Origin of the sequence: Agrobacterium larrymoorei, assembly GCF_037722385.1 — a bacterium.
Classification (GTDB): Bacteria; Pseudomonadota; Alphaproteobacteria; order Rhizobiales; family Rhizobiaceae; genus Agrobacterium; species Agrobacterium larrymoorei_C.
This window is the reverse complement of the sequence record NZ_JBBKAQ010000001.1, coordinates 922,726-945,188: the sequence shown is the minus strand read 5'-3', so window position 1 is coordinate 945,188 and position 22,463 is coordinate 922,726. Positions and strand designations below refer to the sequence as shown.

21 protein-coding genes are annotated in these 22,463 nt (G+C 57.9%); 12 read left to right on the top strand and 9 right to left on the bottom strand.

Annotated features, from left to right (window positions below; translation table 11 throughout):
* Positions 1–262: 262 nt before the first annotated feature.
* The 6 genes from WKI41_RS04165 to WKI41_RS04140 all read right to left on the bottom strand — a co-directional run bounded on the left by WKI41_RS04165 (position 263) and on the right by WKI41_RS04140 (position 7,443).
* Entirely contained in the window at positions 263–2,254 is a 1,992-nt protein-coding gene (locus tag WKI41_RS04165) for an alpha-glucosidase (protein ID WP_340192229.1), read from the bottom strand.
* Positions 2,255–2,333: 79 nt separating this feature from the next.
* A complete protein-coding gene (locus tag WKI41_RS04160) occupies positions 2,334–3,188 on the bottom strand; it encodes a carbohydrate ABC transporter permease (protein WP_340192228.1) in 855 nt (284 codons plus the stop codon).
* Positions 3,189–3,191: 3 nt separating this feature from the next.
* On the bottom strand, positions 3,192–4,121 hold the full coding sequence (locus WKI41_RS04155; protein WP_340192227.1) for a carbohydrate ABC transporter permease: 930 nt from the start codon (positions 4,119–4,121) through the stop codon (positions 3,192–3,194).
* A gap of 76 nt (positions 4,122–4,197) precedes the next feature.
* A complete protein-coding gene (locus tag WKI41_RS04150) occupies positions 4,198–5,424 on the bottom strand; it encodes an ABC transporter substrate-binding protein (RefSeq protein ID WP_340192226.1) in 1,227 nt (408 codons plus the stop codon).
* A 51-nt stretch (positions 5,425–5,475) separates the two neighbouring features.
* Positions 5,476–6,552, bottom strand: coding sequence for a sn-glycerol-3-phosphate ABC transporter ATP-binding protein UgpC (locus WKI41_RS04145; RefSeq protein WP_340192225.1), 1,077 nt, complete (start codon positions 6,550–6,552; stop codon positions 5,476–5,478).
* Positions 6,553–6,738: 186 nt separating this feature from the next.
* Positions 6,739–7,443, bottom strand: a complete 705-nt coding sequence (locus WKI41_RS04140) for a GntR family transcriptional regulator (protein ID WP_340192224.1) — start codon at positions 7,441–7,443, stop codon at positions 6,739–6,741.
* 103 nt (positions 7,444–7,546) lie between these two features.
* Here WKI41_RS04140 and WKI41_RS04135 point away from each other — a divergent pair, with 103 nt between their 5' ends.
* Genes WKI41_RS04135 through WKI41_RS04125 form a run of 3 tightly spaced genes read left to right on the top strand, consistent with a single transcriptional unit; the run spans position 7,547 to position 10,121 of the window.
* On the top strand, positions 7,547–8,704 hold the full coding sequence (locus WKI41_RS04135; RefSeq protein WP_340192223.1) for an LLM class flavin-dependent oxidoreductase: 1,158 nt from the start codon (positions 7,547–7,549) through the stop codon (positions 8,702–8,704).
* Positions 8,704–9,594, top strand: coding sequence for an aldo/keto reductase (locus WKI41_RS04130; protein ID WP_340192222.1), 891 nt, complete (start codon positions 8,704–8,706; stop codon positions 9,592–9,594). The genes WKI41_RS04135 and WKI41_RS04130 overlap by 1 nt, the downstream gene beginning before the upstream one ends.
* Positions 9,594–10,121, top strand: a complete 528-nt coding sequence (locus tag WKI41_RS04125; RefSeq protein WP_340192221.1) for a flavin reductase family protein — start codon at positions 9,594–9,596, stop codon at positions 10,119–10,121. The genes WKI41_RS04130 and WKI41_RS04125 overlap by 1 nt, the downstream gene beginning before the upstream one ends.
* 117 nt (positions 10,122–10,238) lie before the next feature.
* Here WKI41_RS04125 and WKI41_RS04120 read toward each other — a convergent pair whose 3' ends face one another.
* Both WKI41_RS04120 and WKI41_RS04115 read right to left on the bottom strand, forming a co-directional pair.
* The gene (locus WKI41_RS04120) at positions 10,239–10,427 is read right to left on the bottom strand and encodes a hypothetical protein (protein ID WP_340192220.1); all 189 of its coding nucleotides are present in this window, start codon (positions 10,425–10,427) and stop codon (positions 10,239–10,241) included.
* Positions 10,428–10,626: 199 nt separating this feature from the next.
* Positions 10,627–11,772 (bottom strand): mandelate racemase/muconate lactonizing enzyme family protein, encoded by a 1,146-nt coding sequence (locus tag WKI41_RS04115; protein WP_340192219.1) that lies wholly within the window; start codon positions 11,770–11,772, stop codon positions 10,627–10,629.
* A gap of 62 nt (positions 11,773–11,834) precedes the next feature.
* On the opposite strand from WKI41_RS04115, the gene WKI41_RS04110 reads away from it, so the two are divergent.
* The 5 genes from WKI41_RS04110 to WKI41_RS04090 all read left to right on the top strand — a co-directional run bounded on the left by WKI41_RS04110 (position 11,835) and on the right by WKI41_RS04090 (position 16,912).
* Positions 11,835–12,533, top strand: coding sequence for a GntR family transcriptional regulator (locus WKI41_RS04110; RefSeq protein WP_340192218.1), 699 nt, complete (start codon positions 11,835–11,837; stop codon positions 12,531–12,533).
* Between the two features lie 114 nt (positions 12,534–12,647).
* Positions 12,648–13,886, top strand: a complete 1,239-nt coding sequence (locus WKI41_RS04105) for an ABC transporter substrate-binding protein (RefSeq protein ID WP_340192217.1) — start codon at positions 12,648–12,650, stop codon at positions 13,884–13,886.
* A gap of 260 nt (positions 13,887–14,146) precedes the next feature.
* Positions 14,147–14,968, top strand: coding sequence for a carbohydrate ABC transporter permease (locus tag WKI41_RS04100; RefSeq protein WP_340192216.1), 822 nt, complete (start codon positions 14,147–14,149; stop codon positions 14,966–14,968).
* Between the two features lie 3 nt (positions 14,969–14,971).
* Positions 14,972–15,817 carry a carbohydrate ABC transporter permease gene (locus WKI41_RS04095; RefSeq protein WP_340192215.1) on the top strand — a complete coding sequence of 282 codons (846 nt, stop codon included), beginning with the start codon at positions 14,972–14,974 and terminating at the stop codon, positions 15,815–15,817.
* Between the two features lie 12 nt (positions 15,818–15,829).
* Entirely contained in the window at positions 15,830–16,912 is a 1,083-nt protein-coding gene (locus WKI41_RS04090) for a sn-glycerol-3-phosphate ABC transporter ATP-binding protein UgpC (RefSeq protein WP_340192214.1), read from the top strand.
* 8 nt (positions 16,913–16,920) lie between these two features.
* Here WKI41_RS04090 and WKI41_RS04085 read toward each other — a convergent pair whose 3' ends face one another.
* On the bottom strand, positions 16,921–17,943 hold the full coding sequence (locus WKI41_RS04085) for a helix-turn-helix domain-containing protein (RefSeq protein ID WP_340192213.1): 1,023 nt from the start codon (positions 17,941–17,943) through the stop codon (positions 16,921–16,923).
* A gap of 138 nt (positions 17,944–18,081) precedes the next feature.
* On the opposite strand from WKI41_RS04085, the gene WKI41_RS04080 reads away from it, so the two are divergent.
* The 4 genes from WKI41_RS04080 to WKI41_RS04065 are packed head-to-tail and all read left to right on the top strand — an operon-like array spanning position 18,082 to position 22,410.
* Positions 18,082–18,942 carry a sugar phosphate isomerase/epimerase family protein gene (locus tag WKI41_RS04080; RefSeq protein ID WP_340192212.1) on the top strand — a complete coding sequence of 287 codons (861 nt, stop codon included), beginning with the start codon at positions 18,082–18,084 and terminating at the stop codon, positions 18,940–18,942.
* Positions 18,939–20,456, top strand: a complete 1,518-nt coding sequence (locus tag WKI41_RS04075) for a sugar ABC transporter ATP-binding protein (RefSeq protein ID WP_340192211.1) — start codon at positions 18,939–18,941, stop codon at positions 20,454–20,456. The genes WKI41_RS04080 and WKI41_RS04075 overlap by 4 nt, the downstream gene beginning before the upstream one ends.
* Positions 20,453–21,430: an ABC transporter permease gene (locus WKI41_RS04070; RefSeq protein ID WP_340192210.1), complete on the top strand. Its 978-nt coding sequence runs from the start codon at positions 20,453–20,455 to the stop codon at positions 21,428–21,430. The genes WKI41_RS04075 and WKI41_RS04070 overlap by 4 nt, the downstream gene beginning before the upstream one ends.
* Complete coding sequence (locus tag WKI41_RS04065) at positions 21,427–22,410, top strand: ABC transporter permease (RefSeq protein WP_340192209.1); 984 nt, start codon at positions 21,427–21,429, stop codon at positions 22,408–22,410. Before WKI41_RS04070 ends, WKI41_RS04065 begins: the two co-directional genes overlap by 4 nt.
* Positions 22,411–22,463: the final 53 nt, after the last annotated feature.

Below are 22,463 nucleotides of genomic sequence, written 5' to 3'. Positions count from 1 at the left end.
AATCTCAAAGATGAGTAAAAGAGTCAACTCTTAAGGCATACTGCAGGTCGAATATCCCCACAGGATGACGGTCTCGTCGCCAAAATAAAATCGGTGGTAGTACGGGAGGGGCTGATAAACGCTTTAGCGTGTCGGAGCGCAGGACCACGAAACATGGTTCGCTATAATCGCGTTCGACCGCGAGCTCGTCTGTCCTGAAACGTCAGAGGGCTTGCTCAGCACGGACGTGAGCAAGCCCTCGAAGCATTTCTGCGTCTCGCTTTTAGATCTGTTGAATGCTGGCGAAGAGTTCAGCGTTCTGCGAGTCTGTGCGGTAGAATATGGGAGGTTGGCCGATAGGGGCGTCGACGGTCACTTCCTGACCGCCCTCATGCGTCGAGCCGGTCCAGACATGCACCCAGTCGGCGTTTCGCGGCAGGTAGACGGTGCGCTCGGTCTGTTCGGCCTGCCACACTGGTGCGACGAGAAGGTCTGCGCCGTAGAGATAGGCATCCTGAATATCGTATGTTCTGCGGTCGTCTTCGTGGTGCAGGAAGAGCGGGCGCTGGACGGGGAGGCCGGTCTCCGCCGCCTCTCTAGAGAGGGCCTTCAGGTAGGGTGCCAAGTGGACGTAGATCGCTGTCATACGGGCGAAGTGCGAGAGCACCGTTTCGTCCTGGTCGATCTGCACATTGTCGCGTGGGCGGTTGCCCTCGTGCGTTCGCATGACGGGAGTGAAGGCGGCCATTTCGGCCCAGCGCATGAGGACTTCGGGTGTGCGGACATTGCCGAAGAGGCTGGTATAGCCGCCGATATCAGAGTGATGATAGGCATTGCCGAGCAGGCCGGAGGAGAGTGCGCCGGACATGACCGTGACGAGGCCGTCATGCCTGGTGAAATCGACCGATTGATCTCCGCCCCACAAAAGAGGGCAATGCGCCTGGACCCCGGTGAAACCTGCGCGCATGAAAAACAGGGCTTCGCCGGTCTTGCCACGGCTTGCTACCGCCTTGGCATTCACATCGGCCCAGATCGTCGGCCAGGCATTGTGCATCAGCTTGGCATCCACGCCATTGGAGAGATGGATGTCGATTGGGAGATATTCGCCGAAATCTGCCATCCAGCCGGAGAGGCCATAATCGAGCATGTTCTGGCCGATAATGGTTTCCGCAAACCAGTCCATCGCCTGCGGGTTGGTAAAATCCACCACGCCGCAATCGAATTCGCCGAAATCGACCAGCGCCGTTTCTCCGGCGTCGTTCTTGGCAAAGTAACCTCTGGCCTCAGCCTCCGGAAAGAAGGAGCCATCGACGCACAGATAAGGGTTTACATAGCCGAGGAAACGGATGTCGTTATCGGCAAGCTCGGCGATCTTCTGTCGAAGTGCCGGATAACGGTCTTCGTTCGCTTTCCAGTCCCAAAAGAGCCGCGCGCCGAAACTGGTGTGGCGCAGGCCCACCCAGTCCTCGCACCAAAGGCCGGAGACTTTCACACCCGCCGCACGGATTGTCTCGAGCCGCGCAAAAGACTGTTCGCCATCCTTGAGGCCGATGATCGCGCCGTTATAGACCCATTCAGGGAGTTCCGGTTGACGACCGAAGCGCAAAGACAGTTGCCCGACCAATGCTTTGAAGCTGTCTGCTGCGAAAAACTCCAGGCGCTCGGGTATGGCCCAGGCCTCGATCTCGTGAAAGCCATCACGGCGAAAATCGAAGACGGAATAGGCGGTCGTTTCCACATGCAGTGCATAACGACGCGAAGAGACATAGGTCGGCTGCGGGTAGTTGGTATGGTAGTAGTCACCGCCCGCCTTGCTGGTCACGTCTGCCTTGAAGGTCAGTTCCGTGGTCTTGTCGCGACCAACGCCGGGTTCCGATGTCCAGAGCGGGAACTTGCGGCCGCGCATGTTGAAGTAGGACATCTGCTCGCCGCCACCCCAAACGCATTCGTCTTTTTCAGCAGCGACACGCAGCCAGAAGCGATTGATCGATGGGTCGAGCGCCTCGATCCTGACGCTGTTGTCCGCCACGGTCAGACGGAGCCTTGATGGCTGGCCTTCCCCCGACGATAGCGTCACGCTATCGCTCTCGACTTCCGCGTGGCTCAACGCGACGCGCTCAACGACATAGTCTTCGATATCGAAATTGCCGCGATACATGTCCATTCGTTCTTCGCCCCTCCCGACGAAGATGCAAGGGGCTTCATCTGAGTGGCGCAGAACAGTGGCTCCGTTGATGGCCAGTTCGAAGCCATTGGCTGTCTTTTGGAAATGCATGGCAAATTCTTTCGATAATGAACCGCTGTGGCGCTCTGGGACGCAAGACCACACGCGCCCCGGATTCGCGTTGCGACGACTAGCCCTTGATACCGCCCGCGGTAAGGCCGGAGACGACGCGTTCCTGGAAAATAACGATCAGGATCGCGACCGGTACGATGCCAACGACGAGTGCTGCGGAAATGACCGGCCAGGGGAAGGCGAACTCGCCTTGATAGAGCTGGATACCCACAGGCAGCGTGCGCAGTGACGGATTGGAGTTGAAGGATAGCGCCAACAGGAACTCATCCCAGGCGTTGACGAAGGCGAGAATGCCTGCGGTAAAGACGCCGGGCGCGCAAAGTGGAACGACGATCTTGAACAGCGCACCAATGCGGGTGCAGCCATCGATCATGGCGGCGTTTTCCAAATCGCGGGGAATGCCCTCGAAAAACGAGACCAGCATCAGGGTGCAGACCGGAAGCGAAAGGACCGTGTAGGGTAGCACCAGTGCAATCCAGGTGTTCAACAGGTTCAGGGTGCGCATGATTTCGAAGAGCGGCACCAGCAGTGTCACCAGCGGGAAGGTGGAGACGGCGATGATTGCCGAGAGGATCAGGCCGCGATAACGCAGGTTCAGCCGCGCCAGTGCGTAGGCTGCCAGCACCGAGACGAAGAGCGTCAGGCAGGTGGAGAGGAGTGCCACCATGAAGCTGTTGAACAGGAAGATATGCAGCGGCTGGTCGGAGAATGCCTGCATGTAATTGGCAAGCGTCGGCGCGTGTGGAAACCATGTGATCGGTTTTGCGGTCAGCTCAGCTTCGTTCTTCAGCGAGGTGAAGAGAATCCACAGCGCCGGGAACATGCCGTTGATCAAAAGCGCGGCTGCGGCAAACAGCCTTAAGGGGCGACCGGCCAGCAGGGACGAAAGACCGGGAGATGTCACAGTGCTCATGGCTCAGTCCTTCGTCTTGATGGCGCGCAGATAGATGACCGTCACCACCATGGACAGCGCAAACATAACGACAGCCAGCGCCGATCCATAACCGAGATCGAGGAAAGATACCGTGTTCTGGTGGATATACATGGCAAGAGTGGCCGTGGACGTGCCTGGACCACCGCCCGTCATCATGTATGGGATGTCAAAGGTTTGGAGCGCGGTGATGGTTCTGAAGATCAGCGCAACGACGATAGCCGGCTTTAGAAGAGGCAAGGTGATTTCGAAAAATTGGCGAAGGCGGCCCGCACCATCCACATCGGCTGCCTCGTAAAGCGAGCGCGGAATGGTCTGCAGGCCTGCAAGGATGATGAGCGCCATGAAGGACGAAGTCTTCCATATGATCGTCAGGCAGATGGCGGCAAACGCCCAGTTGGGTGAATTGAACCAGATGATGCCTTCGAAACCGAGGCGATTGAGCACATCATTGACCACGCCGTACTCGGAATGGAAGAACCACGCAAAGATGAGGCCTGCGAAGGACAGCGGTAGCGCCCAGGGGATGAGAAGCGAAAGTCGCACCGGCCATTGCGTGCGGAAGGGCAGATTGGCCAGCAGCGCCAAGGCAAGGCCCATCAGCAACGCGCCGGGTACGGTGATCAGGGTTATCAGCACCGTGTTCCACGTCGTTTCCCAGAAGACCGGATCTTCCAGCATCAGGCGGTAGTTGTCGAGGCCGACGAACTCAGCTGGCAAGCCGGATGTCAGGGACAGGCTGAACAGGCTGGTGTAGCCGAGTTTCACTACGGGATAGACGATGATGAGCGCAAGCAGGATGCCTGCCGGCGCTAGCAAAAGAACGGCAAGTGCGCGATCGCCAAGATCGAGCCAGTTCGTCCAGCGAGGGGCGGGTCTTTCCGCGCCATGCGTGACGTGCAGAGACGAGGTCATCACCGTCGCTTCTCCCAAACGGATGTGAAATTGAAGAGGAAGGGAGTGCCGGCAACTGCGCGGCACTCCCGAGACCTTAACGGATGATACGCTTCAGGCGCGCTTCGATTTGCGCAGCGCCATCTTCCGGCGTTGTGACGCCAGCAAGCACGGCATTGACCGTCGTACGGATGACCTCGCTGACCTCATTGTAGCGCGGGGTCACCGGGCGCGGCTTTGCCGTTTCGACCACCTGCAGTGCATCGGCAAACCAGGGAGCCGCCTTCAGCACGGCTTCGTCCTTATAGGCAGCAGGGTATGTCGGCAGCAGCGACCCATTGACCGCCATGAAGGTGGAGGTGTTCTGGCTGGAGAGGTATTCAACCAGCTTTTGCGCCTCATCCTTGTGGTTGGAATAGGCGGAAACGCCCCATTCCCAGCCGCCAAGGCAGGTGGCCTGTTCGCCACCGGCGACAGCTGGAAGGCGAGCAACGCCGACCTTGCCGACCACGGCAGAATCCTTGCCCTGAGACTGTGCCCAGGCGTAGGACCAGTTGACGGCGAAGACGACGTTACCGGCCTGGAATTCCTTGCGGGTGTCGTCCGTCGCGACTTCGGCGATGTTCTTTTTCGCCACACCCTGATCGACGAAACTCTTCCAGAGCTTGAGTGAGTTGACCGCTGCCGTCTTGTCGAAGGTCAGCTTGCCGTTCTCCACAAGGTTTTTGCCCTGACTCCAATAGGGCAGAAGGAAGGTGCAGACAGCGCCCTCGATCGCCTTGCCTTGGAAGGAAAGGCCTTGGAGATCGGGGTTGTTCTCGCCTTCCTTGATTTTCTTGGCCGCTGCTGTCAGTTCATCCCAAGTCTTGGGCGGGGCAATGCCGTATTTGTCCAGCAGGTCCTTGCGATAATAGAGGAACATGGAGTCGGCGAAAGCTGGCAGCGCGACGACCTTGCCGTTCACGGTATTGGCCTCGGCATAGGCCGGCAGATAGGACGACATGTCCTTGCCCTCGAAGGGCACGGTCCAGCCCGCGGCGGCAAATTGTGCCGGACGAATGACATCGAGGATCAGCACGTCAAGCGACGGGTCCTTGGCCGACATGATGGTGTTGAGGTACTGCGCCTGCGCTTCGGATGTGTTGCCACCCGTTTCGATTGCGACCTTCGTCCCTGGGTTGGCCGCCTCGAACTTGTCGAGCACCAGGCGCCAGACCTGCGGTTGATGCTGGCTTGAGATGTAGACCTTGAGATCTGCGGCAGATGCCAGCGATGTCGTGAGACCAAGCGCGAGAAGTGCGCCCGTGATAATCTTGATGTTCATTTTATCCTCCCGTTAAACCTTGACTGCGCGAACGCTTTTTACCGTTCTGCTTTAATTGATGACCCGCTGACTTTGTGCATCGAACAGGTGGATGCGCGATGGATCGACACCAATGCGGATTGTCTCGCCGACTGCCGGTCGCGCATCCGGCGCCATACGCGCCGTCAGCATGTCGTCTCCGATCTTGAAGTGGACGAGCGTGTCAGAACCCAGCGGCTCGACGACCTGAACTTCTGCCGACATGGCGGCGGCGCTATCTACGACGCCGCCAAAGTGCTCTGGACGGATTCCAACCAAAATTTCCTGTCCGTCTAGGCCGCTTGCCTTCCCGAGATTGAGACAGCTGCCAGTAAGGCTGTCGCCATTACCGAAGAGCACCTTGCCGCCCGATATGCGGGCGCGGGCAAAATTCATTGCTGGCGAACCGACAAATCCGCCGACAAACGCGCTTTGCGGTTTGTTGTACACTTCGTCGGGCGTGCCGACCTGCTCGATCTCGCCACCTTTAAGAATGACGATCCGGTCGGCGAGCGTCATCGCTTCCACCTGGTCGTGAGTAACGTAGATGATCGTCGTGCCGATCTGCTGATGCAGGCGCTTGATCTCGGTGCGAACCTGGCCACGCAGTTTGGCATCGAGATTTGATAGCGGCTCATCGAAAAGAAAAACCTGCGGTCGGCGAACGATCGCCCGTCCCATGGCCACGCGCTGGCGCTGGCCGCCGGAAAGCTGGCCGGGACGCCGGTCGAGCAGATGGGCAATGCCAAGCATTTCCGCGACCTCGTTGATGCGCCGATTGGCGTCGTCCGAGGCGACGCCGCGAACCTTCAGGCTGAAGCCCATATTCTCGCGCACGGTCTTATGCGGGTAAAGCGCGTAGTCCTGAAACACCATCGCGATGTCGCGCCCGCGCGGTGGCAGGTTGTTGACCACAGTGTTGCCAATGCGGATTTCACCGCCGCTGATGGTCTCAAGTCCCGCCACCATACGAAGCGTCGTGGACTTGCCGCAGCCGGAAGGGCCAACGAACACCACGAACTCGCCGTCTTCAATTTCGAGATCGATGCCTTTGACGATGCGAAGCGAGCCATAGCTCTTTTCAAGTTTGCGCAGGCTTACCGAAGCCATTCATTCCTCCCAAGCTCGTCATTGACGACGAGTTCCTTGACAAAAATCATAACCTCGAAAAAAAAGAAATCAATGGTGTATCAATTTTATTCAACGGCGGATGTTTCGTTCACGGTTTCATTGATTTTGCGAGATAATTTTCTCCGATCTAAGGCCGCGTAGGCATATCGGTCTTTACTAAAGCAGTTACCGCAATCTGCTCACGTACCGAGCCACGGTGTGGTCATACCATGTGTGAGAGACTTCTGCCTTGTCCCCATCGTGAGAGTGGCTGACACGCAATACATGCGGCAGAAGCTCGCCGCTCGAGGGGCGAAATGATGACGGCGTCCAATCAGGAACGCAGCCCAGGTCGATGTAGTCCTCCGCCTTGGCAATCCAAAGATTCAGTCGCGTGCGGTAATAAAGGTAGAGCGATTCGGATAGATCCTCCGCCAGGATCGAATCGATATAGGATCCATCGAGCCAGATCTCCTCGATGGCGGCGACCTTACCTCCAATCCGTCTCAGGCGGCGAATGCGATGACCTTCCGGCGAGGTGCCAAAGGAGGGAAGGCTCGGGTCTTTCGTCTCGCGGCTGACGCTCAAAATTTCAGCAGTGGGCAGACCGCCGCCCTCGATCAGTTCCAGCCGGAATAGGGCATAAACGCTTTGCGGATCATTGATGGCGCGGATGTAATTGCCTGACCCTTGAATGCGCTCAAGCAAACCACGGCTTTCCAGTTCGGCCAGCGTTTTGCGCAAAGTGCCGACAGCAATACCAAGATCTTTGGCCATGTCCCTCTCGGGAGGTAGCTTCTCGCCATCGATCAATCTCCCCGCCGCAATATCGCGCACCAATGTCTCGGCGATCTGGAGATACATGGGCAAACTTCCCTTGGAACCCTTCATTTTCAACGCCTTTCCTCCCGCGGCATAAAAAATTGATACATCATTGATTTACATCAAGGCCGATGATATTCAAATAGGCATTGGACATTTTGGGAGGATTTTTATGACCGTTGTGCCCGTAACCTCAGCTGACCTCGATGCTGCCGAGGTATCCTGGTTCTCGGCTCTATGCTCCGATGACTATGAGTTTCTCGGCGTGCCGGATAGCAGCCTGCGCTCCAGCTGGGATCATTGTTCCTCCATCGTCAAGAAAGCTGAAGAGCTGAAGTTTCGCAATATCCTTTGCCCGTCTTCCTATCAGGTCGGTCAGGATACGCTGAGCTTCGTCGCTGGATGTGCGCCGATCACTCAGGATATCAACTTCCTCGCTGCAATCCGCTGTGGTGAAATGCAGCCCATCATGCTGGCGCGTACCGTCGCGACGCTTGATCACATGCTGAAAGGTCGCTTGACGTTGAACGTCATCAGTTCGGATTTTCCGGGCGAAGTTGCTGACAGTGCCTATCGCTACAAGCGCAGCCACGAGGTGGTTGAAATCTTGCGTCAGGCGTGGACGCGCGATGAGATCAATCACGAGGGCGAAATCTACCAGTTCAAGAATGTCACGACCGAACCGGCCCGGCCTTATCAGCAAAATGGCGGACCACTGCTTTATTTTGGCGGGTACTCGCCGGATGCGCTCGAACTCTGCGGCGCGCAATGCGACGTTTATCTGATGTGGCCAGAGGTCAAGGAGCAATTGGCCGAGCGCATGCGCGCGGTGCATGCGCGCGCTGAAGCCCACGGCCGCACCCTCGATTACGGCCTACGCGTTCACATGATTGTTCGCGACACGGAAGCCGAAGCGCATGAATATGCCGAACATCTCGTTTCGAAACTCGATGACGAATATGGTCGTCAAATCCGTGCCCGCGCACATGACAGCATCTCGCTTGGTGTCGCGCACCAGGCAAAGGCGCGCGAACAGGCTGACCAGTTCGGCTACACCGAGCCCAATCTCTGGACAGGTGTTGGGCGTGCGCGTTCCGGATGTGGTGCGGCGCTCGTCGGTTCCACAGATCAGGTTCTGACGAAGCTCGAAGAATACCAGAAGATGGGCATCCGTGCCTTCATCTTCTCCGGTTATCCGCACCTTGACGAGGCCGAGCATTTTGGTCGTAAGGTTCTGCCGCAGATGAAGACCTGCTCGCTGCCGCATGCGCGCGGCCGGGTTCCTGCAGAAACTCCTGCAACACCTCTTGGCAATGGAGAGCGCCACTAATGCAACGCATCGATATTACATCCGGGCTTTCCTTCAGCCGCATCGTTTACGGCATGTGGCGGATCGGCGATGATGCCGACACCTCGCCGCGCCATGTGCAGGCGAAGATCGAGGCATGCCTGGAGCAGGGCATCACCACTATGGACCAGGCCGATATTTATGGCGGTTACACCGCCGAGGCGATCCTTGGTGGCGGCCTTCGCGAGGCGCCTTCGCTGCGCGACAAGATCGAAATCGTTACGAAATGCGGCATTGTGGCTCCGGCTGGCCGCCATTCGGCTGCCCGTGTCAAGCATTATGATACGAGCGCAAAGCACATCAATGAGTCCGTCGAAGCCGCGCTGCGCGACATGAACACGGATCGGATCGACCTACTTCTGATCCACCGTCCCGACCCGATGCTGGATCCGGAAGAGACCGGCGAGACGCTGGATGCGCTGGTGGCGTCCGGCAAGGTTAGAAGTGTGGGCGTCTCCAACTTCCGACCTTGGGATTTTTCGCTGCTGCAATCCAACATGACGGAAGAACTGGTAACCAACCAGATCGAGATCAGCCTTGCAGAAACCTCCGCCTTTACCAATGGCGATCTCGCCTACCTTCAGGAGCGGACTCTGCCGGTGATGGCTTGGTCGCCGCTCGGTGGCGGATCGCTGATGGGCAAGGATGGCCCACTCTCCGACGCGTTGGAGCGGATCGCACAGGCGAACGGCGTGGACGCGGCAGCTGTTGCAGTCGCGTGGCTTTTGGCTCACCCGGCAAAAATCCTGCCGGTCATGGGAACCAACAATCTGGCGCGTATCGCCACCATCTCGCAGGCCAACAAGGTCGAGATGGATCGGCAGACATGGTTTGAACTCTACACTCTGGCAAATGGTCGTGAGGTGCCCTGATGACATCGATGAGCAGCTTCAATGTGCAGAATGAACATCGCTTCGTTCCCGACGCGACGACATCGCGAAGCTTTCGCAACGCGCTTGGAAATTTTCCTACAGGCGTGACCGTCGTCACCGCCAATACGCCAGGCGGCCCGACAGGTATGACGGTCAACAGCTTCTCCTCCGTCTCGCTTGATCCGCCACTGGTGCTCTGGTCTCCAGCCAAGACCTCCACCCGCCACGACCTTTTCGTCGGCGCGACGAATTTCGCCATCCATGTTCTGGATGCGGAGCAGGATGCGCTTTGCTCGCGCTTCACCCGCGGCGGGCGTGGTTTCGAAGAACTGGATTGGGAACGCAATTCAGAAGGCGTCCCGATCATTCCAGGGACCCTCAGCCGCTTCGAATGCGCCCAGGCTTCGGTTCATGACGCGGGCGACCATTCGATCATCATTGGCCGCGTGCTTCGCGCTGCCCATCGGGAAGGCGACCCTCTGTGCTTTGCCCGCGGCGCCTTCGGACGTTTCACCGTTAACGCGTGACCGAAACGCATGTCGCGCAAAAGTGTGCAGCGGTCTTGATGACGACGTCCGATGATAAGGACCTAATACTTGCGCGCGAATTCGAGAGATCGCGACACGCTTTATTAGCACTTACCCCTAAAACAGCGCTAGCACACCAGAAATTACCGTCGCGCCGCCGATCGGCGCGACGAGCGCTAGAACTGCGTTGAAAACTAGCACCCAGAACAAAACCTTCTGCTCGCGCGTGGAAAGCTGCCGGTACTGCGGCTTGCGTGGGGGTGGGTCTGGTTGCTGTCGATAGTAGCCTTGCAAATCGCGATACATAGCGTTTTCCTCGTGTGGGCTCTGCCTACTATAACACCGATAGTTCTTTGTGGATCACAAGTTCTACGAACAAAGCGAAGTCCTCGGCTATCAGTCGTCTTTATTACCGCGTTATCAATTTGGCGCAGGAGGCACCTTGCGTCGTCGGATGATAGCGGCGCTCGTCACGCCGCTCATGACGTTTGTCCTTGCCTCACAGCTAGTCTTGCGGGATGGGAAGACGATGGTTTTTCGGTGCTGGTCCGAGCTTCGATCTGGGTAAGCGGAGAGGTCTTGCCCATTCACGTCGTGCTTCTTCCGAGAGAACGAGACCATGGCCGGGGCGATTGGGCGCGTAGGCGTAACCGTCGCGGATTTCGATCGGCGTTTCGACCAGATGATCGAAGTTTTGGAAGGAGTATTCCAGCCATTCAACCTCAGGCAGGGCCGCGGCCATGTGGATGCCGACTTCCAGGAAGGTGTTGCCGAGGCTGACGGGGATGCCCATTTCGGCAGCAAGCCAACCGATGCGCATGACGTCCGTCACCTGACCGTGCACATTCAAAAGGTCGGTGCCGTGGTTCTCAAGCAGGATGCGCTTTCCTGGCATGTCCAGATACTCACCGCTATTGATTTGCGTCCAGTTGACGGCGTGGCGCAACGTGCGAAGCCCTTCGAAGTCGTGGCGCAAGATCGGGTCTTCGACCCAAAGAAGATCGTGGCCCGCGTCGCGTATTGCGGTTAACTTGACCAGCGCCTCTTTTGAATTCCACGCTTCATTGGGGTCGATCATGACGAGCGATCCGGCAGGTACCGACTGCTTCAAGAGGTCCAAGCGTCTCAGGTCGCGCTGAAAGTCAGAGTGGCCGACTTTGATCTTGAAGGCTGAGTATCCAATGCTTGCCGCATAAGAGAACAGTGCGCAAAAGGCTTCATCGCTGAGGTGGAAATCAAGTCCGCTGGCATAGGCTCGAACGCGCTCTCGTTTGCTGCCAAGTAGTTTATGTAACGGCAGGCCGGCTTCTTTTGCTGCGAGATCCCAGAGGGCAACTTGTAGCGCCTCGTGGAATGGCAGCGAGAAGGCTCTTTGGTTTCCCCCGCGCGGTCTGTTGACGCGATGCACCAAGCCTATCGCTTTTTGATCTTTGATCGTGGGCCAAACTTCGTTTTCGAAGACCGCCTGTATCTCCGCCTGATCGGGCAGCGGATGAAACAGAGTTTGAATAAATCCCAGCCCGATCTCGCCGCTCTCAGACACCAGTTCCAGAGCAGCGACATTGGTGTCGTCAGCACGAACCTGGCTATCGCCAATTACTCTGTCGCGAGCAAACTGAAATCGCGTTATACGAAATTGAGAAATAGACATGGAACGCTCTTTGATCGTTTAATGATGCTTACTGATCTATCAGAAGGAAATTTTTTGTCATCATGAAAAACACGCTCGAGCGAAGAAGTGAGAGTTCGAATGCAGTGTCGTCGGGTGCCCCGCGCCTGAGCGATGTGGCCTATGAACGTATTCTCGAAAGCCTATTCGAGCGGAAGGTGCCGGTGGGAGCCTTCATTTCGCAAAACGAACTCTGTGGGATCGTGGGTGTGCCGGTCGCTCCGCTGCGTGACGCGCTGCGGGTGCTGGAGACCGAAGGAATTCTAACTATCCATCCCCGCTCCGGCATCCAGTTCATCCGCCCGGGACTTGAGTTGACGCGGTCGACATACCAGTTCCGATTGATCGTGGAACGTGCCGCTGTGCGGGTCTTTGCTGAGGAAGGGGATGAGAACGTCATGAACGCGCTGGAAGTGCGCCACTCCAGGCTGTTGCGGCGTGTCGAGCGCGACGGAATCGGACCGGAACAGCTTCAGGAAATGGATGCGCTGGAAATGGAGTTGCACGGCCAAATCATTCAAGCGTTACGCAATCCATTGATCGAGAGCGCGTACCGACGCATGCACAATTATCTCAGATTGCTGCGTCTGGAGCGAAAGGTAACGCCGCCGATTATGACCCGGACGGTCAAAGAACATCTCGATATTCTCGAGGCGTGCAGTACGCGCAATCCAGATGCGGCGGAGAAGGCCCTGCATGCCCATTTCCAGGCTGCCATGCAGCGCAACCTAGGACTGGTCTGATTTGCCTTTTCGAAATAACGAGAGTCCGAATGATGCCTTGTTGCTTACCTTGAGGAAGGGTGCTAGGGTCAACTGATAGATCAGAAAGGGAGTCTGATCTTTTGGGAGGTTTTCATGCAACTTAGCAAACGCGAATTCTTGGCCGCCAGCGCGGCGCTGGCCTTGGCTGCAGGCCTGCGTAGCGCCAACGCCGCCACGTCCATCAGCTATTGGCACCATTTTGCCAGTCAGTCGGAAATGGCGGGGCTCGCCAAAATCATTCAGCTCTTTGCGGCTGCCAATCCGGATATATCCGTCACACAGGAAAACATCCCCAACTCCGAATACATGGCGAAGGTATCTTCAGCCGTCGTTGCCGGTGGGCGCCCAGATACTGGCATGGTGATCGCCGAACGTTTTGCCGATCTGACTGCGATGGGTGCGCTCGTCGATATTTCAGATCGCGTCAACGCGTGGGACGGTAAAGCCAATCTCCCGGATAATCGTTGGGCGGGCATGTCGCACGAGGGTGCGATTTATGCGGTGCCCGCTTATGCCTTCGTTGACTGGATGTATTATCGCAAGGACTATTTCGAGGAAGCGGGCATTGCGGCTCCTCCCAAGACATTCGAAGAATTTCTGACAGTCAGCCGCAAGTTGACCGATCCTTCCAAGAACCGATACGCGTTCGGCATGCGCGGCGGTGCCGGTGCGTTCAAATATGTCATCGACGTGATGGAGGCATTCGGCTCGCCCATCGTCAAGAATGGTCAGGCTGCCATCGACAAGCCGGCGGCTGTTGAGGCGATCACCTTCTATGCCGATCTTTTCCGAAAGGAAAAAGTGGCCCCGCCGAGTGCGCCGAACGATAGCTACCGCCAGATCATGGAAGGTTTCAGAACTGGCCAGACGGCAATGATCTGGCATCATACAGGCTCGCTGATCGAGATCTCGACAGCCCTCCAACCCGGTGTCCAGTTCAGCACAGCGCCCATGCCAGCCGGGCCGAAGGCGCATATCGCGCGCGTTGCCTATGCTGGTAATGGCATTTTTAAAGAAGACAATATCGAGGCCGCTTGGAAATGGATCAGCTTCTGGGGCCAGGCCGACGCTGCGATCGCCCTTCTCGAAGCAACCGGATATTTCCCCGCTTCCACAGCGGCGTTAAAAGATGAACGGATAACGGGCAATCCGATCTACGCGGCAGCAACCGAGACGCTTGAGTTCGGCCGTCTGCCCAACAGTTTCGTGGGTGCAGCCGGATGGTCCGAGAACGTGGTCAATCCGACGTTCCAAGCGGTTCTCACGGGACAATTGACTCCCGAACAGGCTGTCGATCGCATGATCGAAGGTCTTGAGACGGCCCTTCGCTGATAACCAGAAGCATGGTCCGCGCAACAGTGTTCGGCGGTTGCGATTAAACAAAGAGCGAAAGCGTCAGGAGCGACTGTGAAAGATCGCGACACGCTTTATAAAGCGCGGTGCGTTCAAGCGTGCCGCGCCTGCCAAAGCAGGGACGGTGTTTATGCCGCGTTTCCATGACCTCACATTCTAGACGCCCGCTTTTCAGCAGCCTCGGAGAAATTTCTGAGACACGGTATTGGGTGTATCTCCTTCTTCTGCCGAGCCTTCTCTTGCTATTTCTCGTCGTCGCTTATCCGACGATCTATGGCTTCTTCATCAGTGTGCGTGAGATGCGGCTGACACGACCAGGGCTGAACGGCTGGGTCGGTATGAAGCACTATGCTGCGATGATGTCGGACCGTGTCTTCTGGATTTCGCTCAAGAATACGGCGATCTGGGTGATCGCGGCCGTGACAATCGAGATGGCATTGGGCTTCATTGCTGCGATTGCGCTGAACCGCAATTTGCCGGGAACGAAGATTTTCGGTGTTCTTATTCTCCTTCCCTATTTCCTCCCGAATGTTGTTGCCGGACATATGTGGGCACTGCTTCTTGATCCGCGGCTTGGCGTCATCAACGACATTCTGGTCCGGCTGGGCATTCTCAGCAGCTACAAGGCGTGGTTTGCGGATCCGAATACGGCTCTTGCGGCGACAATCCTCGTCGAGGCGTGGCACGGCTTTCCGTTCTTTGCGCTTCTCTTTCTCGCCGGGCTCAAAGGCATTCCGGAAGACTTGTACAAGGCGGCCGCAGTTGATGGCGCAGGTGCTTTCACCAAGTTCAGACTGATCACCGTGCCGATGTTGAAGACTGTCATCACCGCCGCCGTGATCCTGCGTGTGATCAGCCTCGTCAATTCGCCCGATCTTCTGCTGGTTCTGACAGGCGGAGGGCCTGGCAACTCCACCCAAGTTCTTTCGCTCTACGCCTTCCAGACGGCGTATCGCGATTTCAATTTTGGCTATGCAGGCGCTCTGTCTGTCGTGATGTTCTTCATCCTCATGGTCTTTGCCACGATTTACATCCGCCTTGCGCGCATCACGAAGGAATGAGCCATGTTTAGAAGCAAACGCCAAAGGCGCACGGCTGGCGACATCCTGACCTATGTGGTGCTCTTCACCTTGTCTGGGTTTTGTCTTGGACCAATGGTCTGGATGTTTCTGACATCTCTGAAGCCGGAGGCTGATATCGTTACCTCCGAGATGCAGTATATTCCCCGGCATGTCACCTTCGAAAACTACGTGGCGATCTGGACCCAATCGAATTTTCCAGTGCTGATCACCAACAGCCTGATCGTGACGACCATCACGGTTGCAATTTGCGTCGCAGCTGGCACGCTTGCGGCCTATGCTTTCGCCCGTCTCACCTTTCGCGGACGCAACAACATCATGCTGGGTTATCTGCTGATCCGCATGTTCCCGGCCGTGATGATGATCATTCCGCTTTACGTGATGATGAGGACTGTGGGGCTCGTCGACAGCAGGTTTGGCCTTGCGCTGGCATATACGAGCTTCCTGCTGCCGCTGTTCGTCTGGATGCTGAAGGGCTTCTTCGATGCCGCGCCCAAGGAACTTGAAAGCGCCGCACGTATCGACGGATCGACGCGTCTTGGCGCCATGGTACGCATCGTTCTGCCGCTGGCGCGAAACGGTCTTGTGGCAAGTTCAGTCTTCATCGCCATCGCTGCGTGGAACGAATTCATCTTCGCGCTCATGCTCACTACGGGGCAGGGATCTCGAACCTGGCCTGTCGGCCTGCAATTGATGGTCGGGGAATTCCAGTTGCCCTGGGGCGTTCTGGCCGCCGGCGGCATTCTCAGCATTCTTCCCGTCATGCTCCTCTTTGCAATCGTTCAGCGCGCCATGGTGCAGGGCCTCACGGCCGGGGCCATCAAGGGCTAAAGGAACAGTTTCATGGCAACACTTTCCCTCACCAATGTCCGCAAATCCTATGGCGCGCTTGAAGTTCTGCATGGCATCGATATCGAACTCGAGGACGGCGGTTTCCTGGTTCTTCTCGGCCCATCGGGCTGCGGCAAGTCCACCTTGCTCAACATTATCGCCGGGCTTGATGAAACGTCGAGCGGGGAGATCGCGATCGGCGGGCAATCGGTGTCCGACCTACCCCCCAAGGATCGCAACATCGCTATGGTCTTCCAGTCCTATGCGCTCTACCCCACGATGTCGGTCGAGCGAAACATCGGCTTCGGTCTCGAGATGCGTGGCACACCTGCCGATCAGCGCCGTGAAGCCGTGATGCGTGCGGCGGAGATGCTGCAGGTCGATCACCTTCTGGACCGCAAGCCCGCCAATCTATCGGGTGGCCAGCGTCAACGTGTGGCCATGGGCCGCGCTATCGTCCGCGATCCGGAATTGTTTCTGTTCGATGAACCGCTCTCCAACCTAGACGCGAAGCTCAGGGTTGAGATGAGAACCGAAATCAAACGGCTACACGAGCGCTTGGGCACGAGTATCGTCTACGTGACCCACGATCAGATCGAAGCCATGACGCTTGCGACGAAGGTCGCGGTTATGAAAGGTGGTCGCATTCAGCAACTGGCCGACCCGCGCACGATTTATGAGCGTCCTGCCAACATGTTCGTCGCAGGCTTCATCGGCTCGCCCGCCATGAACTTTATCAACGGTCGCTTGGCAAAGCATGGCTCAGCCTGGCGGTTCGAGGCGCAAGGCGTCTCCCTCGATTTGGGTGCTACTGGTAGCCACTGGTCCGAGCAAGAGGTAATCCTCGGTGTGCGCCCGGAAGAGTTAAAGATTGCGCGTGGTGACCAGTTAGCGCCGTTCTCGGGCAAGATCGACGTGGTGGAGCCGACAGGGCCTGACACGATGCTCACTGCCTTTATTGGCGATCAGACGATCGTTGCGCGCGTAGAACCGCGATTCTCAGGAAAACGCGGAGACCACATCCGCTTTTCCGTCGATGTTGCGAGCGTCAACCTCTTTGACCCGCAAACGCAGGTGCGACTGGACTGGCGATGATGGCGAGGTCACACCGGTCTACAGCGACTTGGCGAATGGCCGAAGCGCTTCTTGTATGCGTTGGAGAAATACTGGCTGGAGTTGAAGCCACAACTTAAAGCAATGTCGGTCACGCTGTTCGTGCCGGGGTTCTGGAGCAGGCGAGAGGCTTGTTCCAGGCGTAGATGCTGCAGATACTGGCGCGGTGCCATGTTGGTCAATTTCTTGCAGTAGTCAGAAAATCGAGTGCGTGACAGACCGCATTCCTCCGCCATGCCTTCGAGCGACCAATCTTCATCCAGCGCGTGGACGAGCCGACGCAGGAAGATTGCGACCGTGTGCTGAGATGTCGAGAGATCCGGATCAAGGGCGGGCGCTTGCTCGCTCATCCGGTCGATGAGGCTCAGCATCATGGCGTTGATGGCCACCTTTAGGCGTGTTTCGCCATCTTCCGGGCTGCGGTCGAGGAGGATGGAGGGGATGGCTTCGAACGCCCTGCACAGCTCGCCACCGCCATCCCAGACAGGCTGATTGTTTTGTGTCAGGATATTGCCGAGCGTCTGCGCTTCTTGCCTGGAGAACATCAGCCAGGACGGCCAGTCGGGTGTTTCGCTTGGCCGGCGCAGGCCGGGGTCGAGAATGATCCACAGTAGGCGGCTTGGGCCGACATGCGGGTTACCGATCGAATGCAATTGCCAGGGGCGTATGACGATGAACTGGCCCTGTTTCAGCGCATAATACTGATCATCGACAACGAGGTCGAGACTGCCGCGGGCGAGATAGGCAATCTTGAAGCCCTCATTGCAATGACGGCCAAGCCCCCAGGATTGGCCATGACGCGCATCCCAGAACCCGACGGTCCGGATTCCAGGAAGCCGTTCACCGAGTGAAATCCCAGGGTAATTGCCGCGTGTCCATGCGTTAAGCTCGACATCGCCGCGGCGCGCCGCGGCCTGCAAATCCTTGCAGTTGTCGGCATACATCATTGAGTCAGGCTGGCGAAAAACCGACGGCTTTTGACCGGACGCAGATATGGCTACGTGTCTATTCACTTCGCGCCTCCCAACACAAAATGACTTGCAATATTTACCAGTGTTGTCATCCGCAAGCGGTCGCAAGTCAAGCATGCAATTGTCATCTCGCCATCACGATCAGGGGGAGCCGGTCGGGTGGCGAAGAGGAGGACACACGTGAAAGTCGCTTTTAACCTGCTAGTCATCGATGCGGAGATCGGCCCGCAACATGCCCGCCAATTGGAGAGGCTTAAGGCGCTTGGTTACGACGCCGTGGAAATTCCTGTCTTTTCAGGCACGACGAAACAGTATGCAGAGCTTGGCAGGTTGCTTTCAGAGATTGGTCTGACGGCGGGCACGGCTGCTGTCGCGACGTCGGACGCAAATCCCGTCAGCCCCGATCCCGCCACACGCGCCAAGGCGCGCGACCATCACCGCTGGATCGTGGATTGTACGGCGGCAATGGGTGGCGAGATCATTGCGGGTCCCGTCCATTCGCCCGTTGGAGTTTTTACCGGCTTCGGGCCGACAAAGACGGAGTTCGAGCGTTGCGTCGAGGCGATGTACGCCCTTGCAGATTATGCCGCTCCGGCCGGAATTCGCATCGCTGCGGAGGCCGTTAATCGCTTCGAATGCTACGTCATGTCGACCATGGCCGAGGCGTCGGCGATCTATCGCGCAGTCAATCATCCCAATTACGGCTATATGTTCGATACGTTCCATGCCAATATCGAGGAAAAGAACCCGCCAGCGACCTATGAACGCTATTCAGCGGAGATCAATCACTTCCACATATCGGAGAATGATCGTGGCGTGCCGGGTTCCGGACACGTGCCGTTTGCCGCCCATTTCGATGCGCTCCGTCGCTGCGGATATGATGGCTGGTTGACGGTCGAGTCCTTCGGTCGCGCCCTTCCGGAACTTGCAGGTGCGACCCGTGTCTGGCGCGATCTGTTTGAAGATCTGGATCGTCTTTTTTCCGACAGCATCTCCTTCATTCGCCGGGAATGGGATGCGGCAGGAGAGCGGTTGTCATGACGGTTTCCTCGGCACTCAGCATGAGCGGCATCAGCAAGACGTTTCCCGGCGTTCGCGCGCTGGATGCCGTCGATTTCGACTGCGTGGCCGGTGAGGTCCACGCAATCTGCGGCGAGAATGGTGCCGGGAAATCGACCTTGATGAAAATCCTCGGCGGCAGCTACCGACCGGATGAAGGGACCATTCAACTGGATGGCCGCGAAGTGCACTTCACACACCCGCGGCAGGCGACGGAAGCCGGGATCGCCATCATTCATCAGGAACTGAGCCTCTTGCCGCATCGCACCGTGACGGAAAACATCTTCATGGGGCGGGAGATTGCAAGGCGCGGCATCCTCGATAAGGCGGAAATGCGCAAGAGGGCGGCCGCCCTTCTCAAACGCATCGGTGCGGATATTGACCCGCAAGCAGTCGTCTCTTCGCTTTCGATCGCTCTTCAGCAACTGGTCGAGATTGCCAAGGCGCTGTTGCTGAATGCGCGCATTCTGGTCATGGACGAGCCGACGGCCGCTTTGGATGAACGCGACAGCCGTACGCTTTTGGCACTCGTAAATACTCTGAGGCGACAGGGCGTCGCGATCGTTTACATTTCCCACCGCATGCCTGAGGTGACGGCGATTGCCGATCGCATCACCATCCTGAAGGATGGCAAAAAGATATGGACGCGACGCCGCGATGCCGCGCCGATCAATGAAATCGTCCGCGCCATGGTCGGGCGCGATCTGAACGATTTCTATCCGGTAGCGCCAGATGCTACGCCTTCAAAGGTGCTGCTTGCGGTGGAAGGAGCAGCCAATGGCAGCCTGATCGATATCGGTTTTACCGTAAGCAAGGGTGAGATCGTCGGCGTTGCGGGCCTAGAGGATTCGGGCAAGGGCGCGTTGGCGCAGGCTCTCGTCGGCGACGCTCCCTTCACAAAGGGCACAGTCACTTTGCACGAGCGCCAAGTGACGCTACGCACCCCAAGACAGGGCATAGCAGCGGGCATTGGCTACCTTCCAGGCGATCGAAAGCGTGAGGGACTGGCACTGCGTCAATCTGTTCGCGACAATGCACTTCTGACACTACGCTCCATGGCAGCACTGTTTTCCAGACCTCGAAGCGGCGCTCTGGGCGAATATGCGATCGATGAGCGGCTTCGTGCGATGGACGTTCGTGCGTCGGATTTCGGTCAGGAGATCGGTACTCTGTCCGGCGGCAATCAGCAGAAGGCCATTATCGTGCGCTGGCTCGCACAAGCGTCCGATATCCTGATCTTCGTCGAGCCGACACGCGGCATCGATATTGCCGCCAAGGCTGCGATCTACCAAACCATGCGCGATTTCGCCGACTCCGGCCGGGGCATTCTGGTCGTCTCGTCAGACATGCCTGAACTGATCGGTATCTCGGACCGCGTCCTCGTCATGCATCAGGGGCGGATGACCGGCACTGTCGCGCGAGGTGCGACGGAAGAGGACATCATGCATCTGGCACTTGGTGTTTCGCGGCCACGTGACGCGGAGGTGACTACATGACAAACCTGTCTTCTCAACGGTCATCTGCCGTTTTTCGTCCATCGATCGCACTTCTTCTTGGCGGACTTTCCATCGTCTTCTTCATTGTCGTTGCCCTGGCAACCGGTGAGACGGCACAGTTGAGCGCGCAAGGCGTGACGGGTCTGTTGCAGCGCATGGTGGCGCTCGGTCTCGTCGCCATCGGCCAGACGTTCGTGATCCTGGTGGGGTCGATCGATCTTTCGGTTGCAGCACTGATCAGCGCCGTCGCCGTCCTTGCTTCCCACATCATGGACAGCGACCCGGCGATGATCATTCCCACCATCCTGCTGTGCCTCGCGCTTTGCGCGGCGGTCGGTATCGTCAATGGTGTGCTGGTTGCCTATGGCGGCATCAATCCGCTGATCGCCACGCTTGGCACGGGCCTGATCATCCAAGGTGTTCTTGCAGCGTCCTTCGGATCGCTGCAAGGGGCGGTCGCGAGGGAGTTTCAGGTGCTTGCCTATGGCAACGTCCTTGGCATTCCATACTCGATTTTGCTGCTCGCCGTATTAGCGATGTTTGCGGCTTTCGCGCTCGACCGCACCCTGTTTGGCGCGCGCATCTATGCAGTCGGTGGCAATGTCGATGGTGCACGGCTTGCTGGTATTCGCACCGAGCGCGTCATTCTATCGGCCCATGTTGTTGCCAGCCTTTGCGCCGGGATTGCGGGTCTCTATCTGGCGGCCCGGCTGCAATCGGGAACGCCCTGGATTGGCCGAGACGGTATCTACGATCTCGAATCCATTGCAGTCACCGTCATTGGCGGAACGTTGCTTGCGGGCGGCAAGGGCGGCGTCGCCGGTACGCTGGCGGGTGTGCTGCTGTTCGCCAGTCTTGATGCGGCCTTCAACATGCTGGGTATCGACGCCTTTTTGAAACAGGTGCTACGCGGCGCCATCGTGATCGCTGCCGTTGCCGTCCACGCGGTGCGTTTCAAGGGGCATGTCGCATGACCACAGTACCTCAAGCCGCTTCATCCATCCGCAGTGCGCGCGCCATCGTCATCAATGCCGGCCTGGTAATCTTCATCCTCCTCTACGCCGCAATCGCTTTTATCCAGCCGAGCTATCTGGAGCCCGGCCTATTCATGAACTTCCTGCGGCGCGCCGCACCGCTCGTCATCCTGGCTTGCGGACAGCTCTACGTCATTCTTACAGGCGGGTTCGACCTCTCCATGGGCGCTGTTGCCACCCTCGTGGTGCTTGCCGCGTCGATGCTGATCAATGGCGATCCGGAAGCGACATGGGCGGTGATCGGCGCGCTCTATGTCATGGGCATTTCGGTCGGGCTTTTAAATGGCCTGGTGGTCGCCTTCCTAAAAGTGCCGTCGATCATCACCACGCTTGGCACGATGTTGCTCGTCAACGGGCTGGCACTTGCTTGGTCGGGAGGTGCTGCGCGCGGCGATCTGCCGGAGAATTTTCGCAATTTCGGCCGGCTTGTCTGGCGCGACGTTCCGCTCATTGGCGCATTGCCGCTGGCGGCACTGGTCCTGGCAGCCTTCGTCGCTCTCGCCTGGTTTGGGCTGAACGGCACGGTTTACGGCAAGCGGGCGCTGGCTGTAGGCGACAACCCGCGCGCAGCCGAAGTGGCGGGCACGCCGGTTGCAGCCATCCGCATCCTCGCTTTCGTCGTCTCGGCGATCTCGGCTGTCACCGCTGGAATTCTACTTGGCGGATTTTCCGGCGTTTCGGTCAATGCGGGGGAGGGGCTGGAATTGCAGGCTATTGCGGCTTGCGTCATCGGCGGCGCGCAGTTGCTCGGGGGACGTGGCTCGATCTGGAGCGCGGTCTTCGGTGCGCTGAGCCTCTTTGCCCTGTTCACACTGCTCAACCTGCTCGGTCTGCCGCAGGCCCTGCGCGACAGTATCCAAGGCGTGATCCTGATCGCTGCTGTCGGCGTCAGCATGTGGCGCACCCGAAAGCGGACTTGAAACCGCTTAATGAAATCAACCGCTGGCGAAGCCGGCATTCTGGAGGAGGAAGG